We start from the raw sequence: 13,810 nt of genomic DNA, 5'->3' as shown, positions 1-13,810 counted from the left end.
AATGGCATGATCTGCCCCATGACGTGGACTGCACAGGCTCGCCCCGGGGATGAGGCCCCCACCCCGATGTCGTTGGTCGACGAAGTCACCCGCGCCGGCTACTACCCAGAACTCGTGCTCGGCACCCTGAACACGGCCGTCGCGGGGGAGGAGATCCTCGCGGACCTGGTGCAGGCCGAGACCGTGTTCGACGACGCCGTCCACCGGCACCTGACCGTTCTGGCCCTGACCTCCACCCGCCTGGTTATCGTCCATGTGGACGACGCCCCCCGCGAGGACGGCCTGCCCGGGGCTCTGGCCACCAGCGAGGCCGTGCCCGTGTCCCGCATCAACTCCGTGGGCCTGACTCGCGGCGTGTCCGAGCCGGCCAACGGCGGGGGCCGGCTCACGGAAATGACCCTCGCCCTGGCCTGGGGCTCGGTGCGCCGCATCGACCTGGAGCCCGCCGCCTGCGGTGACCCCGAATGCCAGGCCGACCACGGCCTGACCGGCGTGTCCGTCCCCGACGACATCGTGGTGCGTGTGGCCGCCGGCGTCGAGGGCGACGAGGCCCTGGCCCGCGCCGAACACTTCGCCCGGGTCCTGTCCGCCGCCACCGCCCGGGCGGCGGCACACGCATGAGCACTCCACAGCTGCGCCAGGTACTGGCCGCTGCCGCCGTCGGCGCCGGGCTGACGCTGCAGGCGGGACCACCGGGGGCGATCACCGCCCCCGAGGCCCTGTCCGCCGCCACCGATTGGGGATTGGCCAATCCAGACGCCGACACCCGCGCAGGGGTCGTCGTCGTCCTCGTCGACGGACTCGGGTGGCGGCAGCTCCAGGAGCGTCGCGGACACGCCCCCACCCTGCGTGCCTGGCTGGGCGACGCCGAATCCACCCCCGGTGGGGGCGTCGCCCGCACCTGTGCCCCCTCGACCACGGCCGCCGCACTGACCACTTTGGGCACCGGCGCGCTGCCCGGGGTCACCGGCATGGTCGGCTACAGCGTGCTCAACCCGCGCGTGGGCCGCGACCTGCCCGGTGACACCACCCCGGACGCCGCCCAGAACCTGTGCCTGATCACCTGGGAGGGCACCGCCCCCGACCCGCGCCGCTGGCAGGACGTGCCCACCGTGTTCGAGCGCCTCGCCGCCGGCCCGCGCGCCGCCGGGCCCACCTCGCTCGCCGTCACCATCGGCCCGGCCCGTTTCGCCGGGTCGGGGCTGACCGAGGCGGCCCTGCGCGGCCCGGCGCACCTGGGCGCCGACCGCATGGAGGACCGGCCCGCGCTCGCCGCCGGCGCCCTGGAGCGCGGCGTGCCCCTGGTGTACCTGTACGTGGGCGAACTCGATCATGCCGGCCACCGCCACGGCTGGCGCTCACAACAGTGGCTGCGTCAGCTCGAACGACTGGACGCCACCATGGCGGAGTTGCTGCGACGCGTGCCCACGGGCACCCGCGTGCTGCTGACCGCGGATCACGGCATGGTGGACACCGACGCCGCGCACCGCCTCGACCTGACCGCGCACCCCGCCCTGGCGCGTGACGTGGTCGCGGTCGCCGGGGAGCCGCGCTTCACTCAGCTGTACGTGCCGCACTCCGACCCGGAGGCGGCCGCGGCGGTCGCCGACCGCTGGCGCAGCGTGCTGGGGGAGCGGGCCGCGTGGGTGGGTACTCGCCGGGAGGCCGCCGGCCTGCTGGGCCCGGTGGGGGAGCGCGCCGAAAGCGTCCTGGGGGACGTGCTGGTGGCCATGGCCGACAACTGGGTGGTGGTCGACCCGCGCGTCCACTCCGAGAGCGCAATCGCCATGCCGGGCGTGCACGGCTCCCTTACGGACACCGAAATGACGGTGCCGCTCCTGCTGGCTCGGGCCTGAAATCTGGAGGCCCGGGGCGGGCACGCGCCCCTGTTGGGGGAGTGCGGACGGTTACTCCGGTTTGGCGCCGAAGACGATCTCATCCCAGGAGGGCACCGACCGGCGGGAACGCCGCTTGGGCTTGGGCGCGGGCGCCGCCGGCATCTCCGGGAGGGCGTCCTGAGTGGCGGCAGCGTCACCGGAGGCGTCACTGGACTCCGCCTGCTTCGGAGTGGGGGCCGTGGGGGCGGCGTGCAGTCGGCTGCCCGCCGGATGGTTGCCGGTGTGGGCGCGGCGCCGCTCCGACATGGAGACCACCTGCGCCTGCCCCTGGGCGGGAGTGTCCGGTGCCGGGCTCTCTGATTGCGCCGCGGTGGTGTCATCCTCCTCGGGGGCCTGCGTCTCGATTCGGCGGCCACGGTTGGAGGCCAGGTCCGCCAGCAGCGCCTCGGTGGAGTCTGCCGGCGGCTCCGGGGCCGCGGCCGGGGTACGCGCCGACGCCGGGGAGGCCGCGCCCGGTGCGGCGGAGTCCTGGTCGAAGACGGCCGGTCGGCGTCCGGTTCCGGCCTCCGTCAGCCAACGGGCCTCGTCGTCCAGGGCCGACACGGAGCGGGCCGTCAGGTCCAGCTCCCAGCGCGCCCGCTTCGCCTGCGCGCCCTGCACGAAGGTAAGGATGATCTGCCATGGCTCGCGTCCCTCGCGCAGCGCATCCCACTCGAGGCTGTCCGGTTCGACGCCGCGCGTGGCCAGCCGGTCCACGGCCAGCTCGCCCAGCACGGGGGAGTCCTTCTCCCAGCCGATGCGGCAGGCCTGCGCCTGCTGCACCGCCCACAGGCGTTCGGCGATGACCGGCCCCTCGAAGCGGCGCACGTGCTCGACGTCCAGTCCGGTGGCGGAGGCGACCTCCTCCGCACTCGCGCCGGCGCGCATGAGTGCCTGCAGCTCCCGGGGGCGGACGGTCTGGCCGGGGGAGGGCGGAGGCGGAGTGGGGGCCGTGGCCGCGGGGCGCGCGCGTCTGACCGCGGCCCGCAGTGCGTCGTCGACGACGATGCTGTAGCGCTCACCGCGTGCGTCGGTCATGACGATGGTGTCGCCGTTGGCGCCCAGCAGCTCGAGTTCGATCATTTACGTGGGCCTCCTTACAGTCCCCCGCGGCCCGAGGCGGGCGGGCCGCACAGGGCTCAGCGTGCCATCTAAGCCGCCCCGTGTCCGGGAGGCGGGGCCGCGTGGCATCCACCAGCCGCCGCCTGTTCGCCCACAGCCGCTGCTGCTGGCCCGATCAGCCGGTTCCCGCCGCCGCCGCCTGGTGCTATGGTGCGCGTGCCCTGGCTCCCTGGGGCGGCGCACGTTCATTGAGCGGGAGCCGTTCCCGGCAGCCCGACGCTGCCCGGGAGCCCTAGGCAGAGCCGTCCACAACAGAAAGTGACGAGGCTATGGCAACCGACTACGACGCCCCGCGCAAGAACGACGACGAGCCCGAAGCGGACTCCATCGAGGAGCTCACGGCTCGTCAGAAGGACCAGTCCTCGGAGGCGATTGAGGAGGACGAGAACGAAGTCGCCGAGGGCTTTGAACTTCCCGGAGCCGACCTGTCCCGGGAGGAATTGAGCGTGCATGTCGTCCCCCAGCTGGAGGACGAGTTCACCTGCTCGGAGTGCTTCCTGGTGCACCACCGCAGTTCGCTCGCCTACGTCGATGACAAGACCGGCCTGCCCGTGTGCACGGACTGCGCCGGCTGATAGGAGGTACTGATGGGCCTGTTCTCCCGCCGTCACCACGACGCCGGAGGCGAGGCAGCCGCCCAGGAGGAGTCCGTTCCGGAGGAGCCGGTGGAGGCCGGCACCGGACCTTGGGATGTCGACGCCGTTCCCGCCGACTCCGCCCCCGCCGGCCGCATCGACCTGGGCGCCCTGCGCGTGCCCGCCGTCGACGGCATGCAGATCCGGATGGAGCGCGCCGGTCGGGATGCGGACGCATCCGCCGCGGTCCTCATCCTGGGCGGGTCGACCCTGGAGCTGCGCGCCTTCGCCGCCCCCCGCACCGCCGGCATCTGGGAGGAGCTGCGCGCCGACATCACCGCCGAACTGTCCCGCGCGAAGGCCACCTATGAGGTGGTCGACGGCGAGTGGGGCACCGAGATCCTCGCCCAGGTGCCCGTGCGCACCCCCGAGGGGCGGGCCGCCACCGTCGCCGCCCGCTTCATTGGCGTGGACGGGCCGCGCTGGTTCCTGCGCGGCGTCCTCCAGGGGCCCGCAGCCACCGACGCCGACGCCGCCCGCCCCCTGCGCGAGGTATTCGCCAACACCGTCGTGGTGCGGGACGGCGCCGCCCGGCCTCCACGCGAGATCCTGCCCCTGCACGCCCCCGGCGTCACGAAGGCGCCGGAAGCCGAGGATCTACCGGGCCTGGATCCGCTGCAGCCCGGCCCGACCATTGCGGAGGTCCGGTGAGTCGACCCGCCCGCTCGCTCAGAAGCCGTCTGACCGACCGGGTGCGCTCCCTACGCGCCAGCCGCGAGGACTTGGCCGCCGCCGACGAGCAGGACTCCGCCTCCCGGCGCGGCACGACTCTCATCAGGGACCTGACGCCCCGTCGGCGTGCCTGCGTGTCCGGCGTGCTGCGCGCCGTCACCTACCGGCCCGCCTCCGCCAAGCCCGTGCTGGTGGGCCGGCTGTTCGACGGCACCGGTTCGGTGGATCTGATCTGGATCGGTCGACGCGCCATCGCCGGTATCGCTCCGGGCACCCACCTGCGCGCCGAGGGCATGGTGGTGGCCGGCCACAGCCGCCCCAGCATCTACAACCCCGTGTACGAGCTCCTCGGGCAGGACGCATGAGTGAGCGGCCCGACACCGACCCGGCCACCCGCAGCGGGCTCGGCGCCCTGGACACCGACCGCTTCGACGCCGCCGCCGCGGTCGGCGGCTGGCGCGGCATCCTGGAATCCGCCGCCCCCACCCTGGTGTTCGTCTGCGTACTCGCCGCGCGCCCCCACGCCCTCGCGCCGGCCCTGCTAGCCTCCCTGGCGGTCAGCGCCGTCGCCCTGGTGGCCCGGCTGTGCGCCCGCCAGAGGCTCACCCAGGTGCTCGGCGGTGCCGCCCTGGCCGTCGTCAGCGCCCTGTGGGCGTGGCGCTCGGGCAGCGCCACGAACTTCTACGCCACCGGACTGGTCATCAACGCCTGCTGGCTGGCGGTCACCGGCGGCTCGCTGCTGGTGCGCCGCCCCCTGGTCGGGCTGCTGCTGGACGCCTGGCACGCCGCCGCCGGCGAGTCCCGGCCCGCCGCCGGCGAGTCCCGGCCCGCCGCCGCCGACGCGCGCCGCCGCTACGCGGTCGGCACCGGCATCCTGGCGGCCATGTTCGCCCTGCGCCTGGCGGTGGAACTGCCCCTATACCTGGCCGGTGAGGCGGCCGTGGGCGCCCTCGGCGTGGCCCGGCTCCTGCTCGGCCTGCCCCTGTTCGCCCTGACCCTGTGGTTCGTCTGGCTGATCGTCAACCCGACGCTCAGGCCAGTTCCGCAGCCCCACCCTCAGCGTTGACGTCGGGCTCGGCCACCGGCTCGTCGATGGTGGTGAAGATGGCCGGCACCTCGCTCAGCGCCGCCTCACCCGCCCGGGCGGTGAGGAACAGCAGCTCGTCGCCCCGCTCGAAGCGGTCGTCGCGTCCCGGCCGGATCGGCCGGTAATCGCGCAGGATCGCCGCCAGCACCGTGTGCGGCGGCAGCTCAACGTCGCTGACCAGCTCGCCGATGACGGGGGAGTCGTCCGGCAGCGTCAACTCGTGCATGATGGCGCCGGACTGGTGGAAGGTGAACACCGGCACCAACGAGCCGACGCTGACCGCCTCCTCCACCAGGGCCGTCATGATGCGCGGGGTGGAGACCGCCACGTCCACACCCCAGGTGTCGTCGAACAGCCACTCGTTCTTCGGGTTGTTCACCCTTGCGACCGTGCGCGGCACCCCGTACTCGGTCTTGGCCAGCAGGGAGACCACCAGGTTGACCTTGTCATCCCCGGTGGCGGAGACGACGACGTCGCAATCGCCGGCGCCCGCGTCGGCCAGAGAACCCGGGTCACAGGCGTCCGCCAGCTGCCAGTCCGCCTCCGGCACGGAGGCGATGCGCATGGCGTCGGGGGCACGGTCCATCAAGGTGACGTGGTGGCCGTGGCTGATCAGTTCGCGGGCGATCGAGCGGCCCACCGAGCCGGCTCCGGCAATGAGAATCTTCACGCTCAAACCTCCTGGGCGGGCGGACGGGACAGGGCGCGCTGCATGGCCGGCAGCTGCTGGGTGGTGGCCGCCAGGTGCAGGCGATCGTGCTCCTGGATGATGGTTCCCGCCTGTGGGATGACGACCCCGGAGCCGCGGGAGATCCAGGCCACCCGCACCTCGAGCCGCTCCTCCAGGGAGCCGACCGTGGTGCCCACCCAGGCGGGGGAGATGTCGGGCTGGACCAGCCCGGCGGCGCCGGACGGGTCCATGAACTCCCGCGCCGTCCCGCCGGGAAGCACGTGTCGCATCATGTGCTCGGCCGTCTGCCGCACCGTCGCCACGGTGGGAATGCCTAGCCGCTCGTACACGTCGGCGCGAGTGGGGTCATAGATGCGGGCGACCACATGCTCGACGCCGAACAGCTCGCGGGCCACGCGGGCGGCGATGATATTGGAGTTGTCCCCATTGGACACGGCGGCGAAGGCGTAGGCCTCGTCGATGCCCGCCTGCTCCAACGCGTCCCGGTCGAAGCCGATGCCCTTGACCTTACGACCATTGAAGTCGGCCGGCAGCCGCCTGAAGGCGTCGGAGTTCCGGTCGATGATGGCCACCGAATGTCCCATGCGGTCCAGTTGCGAGGCCATGGAGGCCCCCACCCGGCCGCAGCCCATGATGACGAAGTGCACGAGGGGAACGGTACTCCGTCGACGTGGGCCCCGGTGGGCGGGAGGCTTGGCCCGGGCGGGAGGCTTGGCCCGGGCGGGAGGCGGACGTAGCATCGTCGTCCGTGCGTGACTTCGCCGACCGCGTCAAGCGGCTTCTCGTCGGTCGTCCGGTGCCCAGCCGGGCCCTGGGGGAGACCCTCCTCCCCAAACGGATCGCCCTACCGGTGTTCGCCTCCGACGCCCTCTCGAGCGTCGGCTACGCCCCCGACGAGATCCTCGTCACCCTGGCGGCGGCGGGCCTGGCCGCTACCGCCCTGTCGCCCTGGATCGCCCTGGCCGTGGTGGGTGTGCTCGTGGTGGTGGTCGCCTCCTACCGGCAGACCGTCCACGCCTACCCCTCCGGCGGTGGTGACTACGAGGTGGTCTCCACCAACCTCGGCCACCGGGCCGGCCTGCTGGTCGCCTCCGCCCTGCTGAGTGACTACGTGCTCACCGTCGCCGTGTCCATCTCCTCCGGCACCGGCTACCTGGTCGCCGCCGTCCCCGCGCTGGCCGCCTACAAGGTGGAGATCGCGGTGGGCATCGTCACCCTGCTGGCTCTGATCAACCTGCGCGGCAGCCGCGAGTCCGGCGGCGCCTTCGCCCTGCCCACCTACCTGTACATGGGGGCGGTCGGGGTCATGGCCGTGGTCGGCTTCATCCAGGAGCTCACCGGCACCCTCGGGCAGGCGCCGTCGGCCGGCTATGAGGTGGTTGCCCAGTCCGGCTGGGACCAGGGCCTGACGGGCCTGGCCGGCGCCTTCCTGATCCTGCGGGCCTTCTCCTCCGGCTGCGCCGCCCTGACCGGTGTTGAGGCCATCTCCAACGGCGTGCCCAGCTTCCGTCGGCCCAAGTCCAAGAACGCCGCCACCACTCTGCTGCTGCTGGGCATCATCGCCGCCGCCATGCTCATGAGCGTGGTGCATCTGGCCGGTGCCGTCGGCGTGCACATGGTGGAGAACCCCGCCACCGAGCTGCTCGACGACGGCGTGCCACTGGGCACGGGCTACCACCAGGATCCGGTGATCGGGCAGATCGCCGCGACCGTGTTCGCCCGCTTCCTGCCCATGTTCTACCTGGTCACCGTGGTCACCGGTCTGATCCTGGTGCTGGCAGCCAACACGGCCTTCAACGGCTTCCCGGTGCTGGCCAGCGTGCTCGGCCGCGACGAGTTCCTGCCCCGCCAACTGTCCCAGCGCGGCGACCGGCTGGCCTACTCCAACGGGATCATCGTCCTGTGGGCCGGCGCCATCGCCTTCATCGTCGGCTTCCAGGCCAACACCAACCGGCTGATCCAGCTGTACATCGTGGGCGTGTTCATCTCCTTCACGCTCTCCCAGATCGGCATGGTGCGCCACTGGAACCGGGAACTGGCCACCGCCACCGACCCCGGCGCCCGCCGGCGCATGCGCCGCTCCCGCATCGTCAACAGCATCGGCGTGGTCGGTACCGGCATCGTGCTGGTGATCGTCCTGCTGACCAAATTCACCCGCGGTGCCTGGATCACGCTGAGCGTCATGGCGGTCCTCTACCTGGTCATGAACGCCATCCGTCGGCACTACCGCCGCGTGGCCGAGGAGATCGCCATCTCCGACCTGCACGACGCGCGCCTGCTGCCGGCACACGTGCACGCCATCGTCCTCGCCTCCCGCCTGCACCGGCCCACCCTGCGCGCCCTGACCTACGCCCTGTCCACCCAACCGACCTCCATCGAGGCCGTCACCGTCGACACCGGTGACGGCGCCGCCGAACGGCTCCTGGGCGACTGGGAGGACGCCGAGCTGCCGGTGCCGCTGACGGTGCTCGACTCCCCGTTCCGGGACATCACCCGCCCCATCATCTCCTACGTGCGCAGCGTGCGGCGTGAATCCCCCCGCGACCTGGTGGTGGTCTTCCTGCCCGAGTATCTGGTACGGCACTGGTGGGAACAGGCCCTGCACAATCAGACGGCGCTGCGCCTGAAGACCGCCCTGCTGTTCACCCCGGGCGTCGTGGTCGCCTCAGTGCCGTGGCAGCTGGGCCTTCCCGGTGAAACTCACATCCGCCACGGCATGCGGTTCGCGACCCCGCGCGGCATCGCGGACGCCGACGAGGCCACCCGCCATGCGCACGCCAACCGGCTGACCACCCTGGAGTCCCCCACCTCGCCCGAACACTCGAAGACGCAGGAGAACGCATGAGCCCCCACCGCCGCAGTGCCCCGCCCCGGCGACCCGCCCCCGCACCCGCCACACCCGAGTACGTCACGCTCGCCGTCGGCGCCCCCGCCCACGGCGGCCACTGCGTCGCCCGTCCCGTGGACGACCCCTCCGGCCGGGTCATCTTCGTCCGCCACGCCCTGCCTGGGGAAACCGTGCGGGCGGTGATAACGGAGAAGAACTCCAAGATTTGGCGGGCCGACGCCGTGGAGGTACTGACCGCCTCCCCCGACCGGGTGCGTCCCCTGTGGCAGGACGCCGGCCCCGGGGGCGTGGGCGGCGGCGAACTGTCCCACGTGGCCCTGCCCGCCCAGCGCACCTGGAAGCGCTGGGTGCTGGCCGACTGCCTGCGCCGCATCGGCGGAGCAGAAGTCGTGGACGCCGTGACCGCCCTGCCCGGCACCGCGGGGGGAGCCGTATCGGTTGAGCCAATGCCCGGCGACGCGGCGGCCGAAGCGGACCCGAACCCGCGGGTGCGCGAGCGCGCCGGCGCCGGCACCCGCACGCGCGTGTCGCTCGCCGTCACCGACGCCGGCGCGGCCGGCATGCACGCCTTCCGCAGCGGCACCGTCCTGCCCGTGCATTCCCTGCCGTTGGCGGTGCAGGCCATCCAGGACCTCGGACTGACCGAGCGGGCCCTGTGGCGCAAGCACTTCCGCCCCGGCATGCGCATTACCGCCGTCGCCCCCTCGGACGGCGATCCGCTGGTGCTGCTGGAGGACCCGGACGCCCCCGGGCAGGCCCCCACCGTGCTCACCGCCGCCGGCCACTCCACCGGCCGCCGCCGCGTCGGCGAGGCGGTGGACGCCACCGGCCTGGGCCTGGGACGGCTGCACTACTCGGTGCACGCCGACGGCTTCTGGCAGGCACACCGCGAGGCGCCGACCGTACTCGTCGACCGGGTGGTGCGCGCCGTCCTCGCCGAGACCCCGACGGCCGCCGGCACCCGGCCCGGCGACGAACCGCTGGACGCCGCGCGCACGGCCGGCACCCGCGTGCTCGAGCTGTACTCCGGGGCCGGCCTGTTCACCCTGCCGCTGGTAGCCCTGACCGGACAGGTCCACTCCCTGGAGGGCGATGCGCGCGCCGTCGGCGACGCCCGCCGTACCCTGCACGACTACGACGGCGCCCAGCTGTCGGTGGGGCGCGTCACCCCCGCGGCGGTGGCCCAACTGGGCCGCTTCGAGAACGCCGGCGGCGCCGACGTCGTCGTACTCGACCCGCCCCGCCGCGGCGCCGGTCGCGAGGTGATCCAGGCCGTCGCCGCCCTGAACCCGAGCCGGGTGGTGCTGGTCGCCTGCGACCCGGCCGCACTGGCCCGCGACCTGGGGACCTTCCTGCGCGCCGGCTACCGGCCGGCCGCGATAAGCGCCCTGGACATGTTCCCCCACACCCACCACTTCGAGACCATCGCGGTGCTGGAACGCGGCTGACCGGTGCGGGCCCCCGCCGCGTGCGGGCGCCGACCGCCGTTTTCGTAAGCCGCGCGTGGCGTATGCGGCGGCGCACGCACGGCGGGGCTCTCCGGGTTGACACCGAATGACGCCGTATCCGCTAACGTGGCCGGCAGACCACCAGCCGCGTGCGGTCCAGCCGCCCCTGCGCGCCAGCGCACCAGGATGAACAGGAACGAACTTGACGAGTCTTGACACCTTCCACTCCCGCGCCACCCTCGACGTGGACGGCCGCCCCTACGAGATCTTCCGGCTCGACGCCGTCGACGGCCTGGACCGCCTGCCCTACGCCCTGAAGGTCCTGGCGGAGAACCTGCTGCGCACCGAGGACGGCGCCAATGTCACCGCCGACCACGTGCGCGCGCTCGCCTCTTGGGACCCCGCGGCCGAGCCGGACACCGAGATTCAGTTCACCCCGGCGCGGGTGATCATGCAGGACTTCACCGGCGTGCCCTGCATCGTCGACCTGGCCACCATGCGCGAGGCCGTGGCCGAGCTGGGCGGCGACCCGGAGGTCATCAACCCGCTGGCCCCCGCGGAGATGGTCATCGACCACTCCGTGCAGATCGACTCCTTCGGCCTGCCCAGCTCCCTGGAGCACAACAAGGAGCGCGAGTACGAGCGCAACGCCGAGCGCTACCAGTTCCTGCGCTGGGGACAGGGCGCCCTGGCGAACTTCCGCGTGGTCCCGCCGGGCACCGGCATCGTCCACCAAGTCAACATCGAGCATTTGGCCCGCACCGTCTTCACCCGCCAGACCGCCGGGGCCGACGGCGCCCCCGTCACCCAGGCCTACCCGGACACCTGCGTGGGCACCGACTCCCACACCACCATGGTCAACGGCCTGGGCGTGCTCGGCTGGGGCGTGGGCGGCATCGAGGCGGAGGCCGCCATGCTCGGCCAGCCCGTGTCCATGCTGATCCCGCGCGTGGTCGGCTTCAAACTCTCCGGCGCCATTCCCGCCGGGGCCACCGCCACGGACGTGGTGCTCACCATCACCCAGATGCTGCGCGCACACGGCGTGGTCGGCAAGATCGTGGAGTTCTACGGCGAGGGCGTGGCCGCGGTGCCGCTGGCCAACCGCGCCACCATCGGCAACATGAGCCCCGAGTTCGGCTCCACCGCCGCCATCTTCCCCATCGACGACGTCACCCTGGACTACCTGCGCCTGACCGGCCGCTCCGAGGAGAACATCCGCCTGGTGGAGGAGTACACCAAGGCGCAGGGCCTGTGGCACGACCCGTCCCGACAGGCCGTCTACTCCGAGTACTTGGAGCTGGACCTGTCCACCGTGGTGCCCTCCATCGCCGGCCCCAAGCGGCCGCAGGACCGCATCGAGCTGTCCGACTCGAAGGCCGCCTTCGAGAAGACCCTGCCGACGTATGCCGCCGAGCCGCACAAGCCCACGCCGGTCGCGCTCGCGGACGGCACGCAGGTCACCCTCGACCACGGCCACGTCGCCATCGCCTCGATCACCTCCTGCACCAACACCTCCAACCCGTCGGTGATGGTGGCGGCCGGGCTGCTGGCCCGCAACGCCGTTGCCAAGGGACTGCGCTCCAAGCCGTGGGTGAAGACCTCCACCGCCCCCGGCTCCCAGGTGGTCACCGACTACTACGAGAAGGCCGGGCTGTGGCCCGCCCTGAACGAGCTCGGCTTCAACCTGGTCGGCTACGGCTGCGCCACCTGCATCGGCAACTCCGGGCCGCTGCCCGCCGAGGTGTCGGCCGCGGTGAATGATGCCGACCTCACCGTCGTGTCGGTGCTGTCCGGCAACCGCAACTTCGAGGGGCGCATCAACCCCGACGTGAAGATGAACTACCTGGCGTCCCCGCCGCTGGTGATCGCCTACGCCCTGGCCGGCACCATGGACTTCGACTTCGCCACCGAGCCGCTGGGCCAGGACGGCGAGGGCCGGGACGTGTTCCTCGCCGACATCTGGCCCGACCCCACCGAGGTGCAGGCCGTCATCGACGCCACCATCGACCGGGAGATGTACACGCGCGACTACGCCGACGTGTTCGCCGGCGATGCGCGCTGGCAGGGTCTGGACACCCCGGAGGGTGAGACCTTCACCTGGGACGAGGACTCCACCTACGTGCGCAAGGCCCCCTTCTTCGACGGCCTGACCATGGAGCTGACCCCCGTGGAGGACGTGACCGGAGCCCGCGTGCTCGCCCTGCTGGGCGACTCGGTCACCACCGACCACATTTCCCCGGCAGGCGCCATCAAGGCCGACTCCCCGGCGGGCCGCTACCTGGCCGCCCGTGGGGTGGCGCGCAAGGACTTCAACTCCTACGGTTCGCGCCGCGGCAACCACGAGGTCATGATCCGCGGCACCTTCGCCAACATCCGCCTGCGCAACCAGCTGCTCGACGGCGTGGAGGGCGGATACACCCGCAACTTCCTCACCGGCCAGACCGAGTCGATCTTCGACGCCTCCCAGGCCTACCAGGCCGCGGGCGTGCCGCTGGTGGTGCTGGGCGGTAAGGAGTACGGCTCCGGCTCCTCGCGCGACTGGGCGGCCAAGGGCACGGCCCTGCTGGGGGTCAAGGCGGTCATCGCCGAGTCCTTCGAGCGTATTCACCGCTCCAACCTGATCGGCATGGGCGTGGCGCCGCTGCAGTTCCCCGTCGGCCAGTCGGCGGCCTCACTGGGCCTGGACGGCACCGAGACCTTCTCCATCACCGGGCTGACCGCCCTCAACGACGGCGTCACCCCCCGCACGGTCACGGTCACCGCCCGGCGGGACGACGGCGAGCAGGTCACGTTCGAGGCGACCGTACGCATCGACACTCCCGGGGAGGCGGACTACTTCCGCAACGGCGGGATTCTGCAGTACGTGCTGCGCGGGCTGGCCCGCGGCGAGCAGCGGTAGCGAGCCTTCGCGCGGAGGCCTGCGGGTGGAGGTGACCCTGGACGGCCCCGTGCGTGAGCTCGGTTCGCCGGGCGCGGGGCGCGACCTCGCACTCGGAAATTACGGAAAGGCTAAGTTGCCTTTTTGGTGCGGTCACGCGGCTTTTGCGGCGGGTCCCCCGCCCGTGGTTTGCGCGAGTCGGGGGAGCTGAACGCAGACGTTTCCGGCTGTGGCGACTCGGCCCGAATGCAGCCTCGCAGGTGCGGTCCGCCGCGTCTGTTCAGGCCGCGCACGGGCCGCCGGGCCGGACTGCATGGAGTCTCGGAACAGGCTGGAAGAATGGCGAAATTGCGCGGCCGCGGCCGTGGCCGCGGTGGGTGCGCCGCGCGCGTCGGGACCGTGGCGACGGCGTGCGCGGGCCCGGGCGAGGGGCGGCTGCGCAGCTCCGCTCAACGCTCCTAATTGTGCGGACAAATCCGCGTTCCGGTGGATCGCCGTATATGAGCGCGCTCACGAATCCGACACGGCGTCCTAAAGTCGGATCTGAGCGAA

12 protein-coding genes are annotated in these 13,810 nt (G+C 72.4%); 9 read left to right on the top strand and 3 right to left on the bottom strand.

From position 1 onward, the window contains the following. The first annotated feature begins 18 nt into the window (after positions 1 to 18). Both ACGLYG10_RS12645 and ACGLYG10_RS12640 read left to right on the top strand, forming a co-directional pair. A complete protein-coding gene (locus tag ACGLYG10_RS12645; RefSeq protein ID WP_073332615.1) occupies positions 19 to 621 on the top strand; it encodes a DUF5998 family protein in 603 nt (200 codons plus the stop codon). Further along, positions 618 to 1,856, top strand: coding sequence for an alkaline phosphatase family protein (locus ACGLYG10_RS12640; protein ID WP_073332612.1), 1,239 nt, complete (start codon positions 618 to 620; stop codon positions 1,854 to 1,856). The genes ACGLYG10_RS12645 and ACGLYG10_RS12640 overlap by 4 nt, the downstream gene beginning before the upstream one ends. Before the next feature lie 51 nt (positions 1,857 to 1,907). On the opposite strand, the gene sepH is transcribed toward ACGLYG10_RS12640, so the two are convergent. Beyond that, positions 1,908 to 2,960, bottom strand: a complete 1,053-nt coding sequence (gene sepH, locus ACGLYG10_RS12635; protein ID WP_073332610.1) for a septation protein SepH — start codon at positions 2,958 to 2,960, stop codon at positions 1,908 to 1,910. A 308-nt stretch (positions 2,961 to 3,268) separates the two neighbouring features. Here sepH and ACGLYG10_RS12630 point away from each other — a divergent pair, with 308 nt between their 5' ends. Genes ACGLYG10_RS12630 through ACGLYG10_RS12615 form a run of 4 tightly spaced genes read left to right on the top strand, consistent with a single transcriptional unit; the run spans position 3,269 to position 5,372 of the window. Beyond that, entirely contained in the window at positions 3,269 to 3,574 is a 306-nt protein-coding gene (locus ACGLYG10_RS12630; protein WP_073332607.1) for a DUF4193 domain-containing protein, read from the top strand. A 12-nt stretch (positions 3,575 to 3,586) separates the two neighbouring features. Then, on the top strand, positions 3,587 to 4,285 hold the full coding sequence (locus ACGLYG10_RS12625; RefSeq protein WP_073332604.1) for a DUF3710 domain-containing protein: 699 nt from the start codon (positions 3,587 to 3,589) through the stop codon (positions 4,283 to 4,285). Further along, positions 4,282 to 4,671 carry an OB-fold nucleic acid binding domain-containing protein gene (locus ACGLYG10_RS12620; protein ID WP_210580714.1) on the top strand — a complete coding sequence of 130 codons (390 nt, stop codon included), beginning with the start codon at positions 4,282 to 4,284 and terminating at the stop codon, positions 4,669 to 4,671. Before ACGLYG10_RS12625 ends, ACGLYG10_RS12620 begins: the two co-directional genes overlap by 4 nt. Beyond that, positions 4,668 to 5,372: a DUF3159 domain-containing protein gene (locus ACGLYG10_RS12615; protein WP_073332602.1), complete on the top strand. Its 705-nt coding sequence runs from the start codon at positions 4,668 to 4,670 to the stop codon at positions 5,370 to 5,372. Before ACGLYG10_RS12620 ends, ACGLYG10_RS12615 begins: the two co-directional genes overlap by 4 nt. On the opposite strand, the gene ACGLYG10_RS12610 is transcribed toward ACGLYG10_RS12615, so the two are convergent. Together ACGLYG10_RS12610 and ACGLYG10_RS12605 are read right to left on the bottom strand one after the other, a co-directional pair. Further along, entirely contained in the window at positions 5,338 to 6,063 is a 726-nt protein-coding gene (locus ACGLYG10_RS12610; protein ID WP_083565900.1) for a potassium channel family protein, read from the bottom strand. The two genes, ACGLYG10_RS12615 and ACGLYG10_RS12610, sit on opposite strands and share 35 nt — an antisense overlap. Positions 6,064 to 6,065: 2 nt before the next feature. Further along, positions 6,066 to 6,731: a potassium channel family protein gene (locus tag ACGLYG10_RS12605; RefSeq protein ID WP_073332599.1), complete on the bottom strand. Its 666-nt coding sequence runs from the start codon at positions 6,729 to 6,731 to the stop codon at positions 6,066 to 6,068. 101 nt (positions 6,732 to 6,832) lie between these two features. On the opposite strand from ACGLYG10_RS12605, the gene ACGLYG10_RS12600 reads away from it, so the two are divergent. The 3 genes from ACGLYG10_RS12600 to acnA all read left to right on the top strand — a co-directional run bounded on the left by ACGLYG10_RS12600 (position 6,833) and on the right by acnA (position 13,279). After that, positions 6,833 to 8,929, top strand: a complete 2,097-nt coding sequence (locus ACGLYG10_RS12600) for an APC family permease (RefSeq protein ID WP_073332597.1) — start codon at positions 6,833 to 6,835, stop codon at positions 8,927 to 8,929. Next, positions 8,926 to 10,380 (top strand): class I SAM-dependent RNA methyltransferase, encoded by a 1,455-nt coding sequence (locus ACGLYG10_RS12595; protein ID WP_073332594.1) that lies wholly within the window; start codon positions 8,926 to 8,928, stop codon positions 10,378 to 10,380. The genes ACGLYG10_RS12600 and ACGLYG10_RS12595 overlap by 4 nt, the downstream gene beginning before the upstream one ends. A 202-nt stretch (positions 10,381 to 10,582) precedes the next feature. Further along, positions 10,583 to 13,279: an aconitate hydratase AcnA gene (gene acnA / locus ACGLYG10_RS12590; RefSeq protein WP_073332592.1), complete on the top strand. Its 2,697-nt coding sequence runs from the start codon at positions 10,583 to 10,585 to the stop codon at positions 13,277 to 13,279. Positions 13,280 to 13,810 lie beyond the last annotated feature (531 nt).

Source organism: Actinomyces glycerinitolerans, from assembly GCF_900098745.1.
GTDB classification, from domain to species: domain Bacteria; phylum Actinomycetota; class Actinomycetes; order Actinomycetales; family Actinomycetaceae; genus Actinomyces; species Actinomyces glycerinitolerans.
The sequence above is the reverse complement of the archived record's forward strand: the minus strand, read 5'-3'. Positions and strand labels throughout refer to the sequence as shown.

What these genes read in the sequence shown, in the direction of transcription:
- ACGLYG10_RS12645 (WP_073332615.1), top strand. Translation starts at nt 19, where the DNA reads ATGACGTGGACTGCACAGGCTCGCCCCGGGGATGAGGCCCCCACCCCG.
- ACGLYG10_RS12640 (WP_073332612.1), top strand. Translation starts at nt 618, where the DNA reads ATGAGCACTCCACAGCTGCGCCAGGTACTGGCCGCTGCCGCCGTCGGC.
- sepH (WP_073332610.1), bottom strand. Translation starts at nt 2,960, where the DNA reads ATGATCGAACTCGAGCTGCTGGGCGCCAACGGCGACACCATCGTCATG.
- ACGLYG10_RS12630 (WP_073332607.1), top strand. Translation starts at nt 3,269, where the DNA reads ATGGCAACCGACTACGACGCCCCGCGCAAGAACGACGACGAGCCCGAA.
- ACGLYG10_RS12625 (WP_073332604.1), top strand. Translation starts at nt 3,587, where the DNA reads ATGGGCCTGTTCTCCCGCCGTCACCACGACGCCGGAGGCGAGGCAGCC.
- ACGLYG10_RS12615 (WP_073332602.1), top strand. Translation starts at nt 4,668, where the DNA reads ATGAGTGAGCGGCCCGACACCGACCCGGCCACCCGCAGCGGGCTCGGC.
- ACGLYG10_RS12595 (WP_073332594.1), top strand. Translation starts at nt 8,926, where the DNA reads ATGAGCCCCCACCGCCGCAGTGCCCCGCCCCGGCGACCCGCCCCCGCA.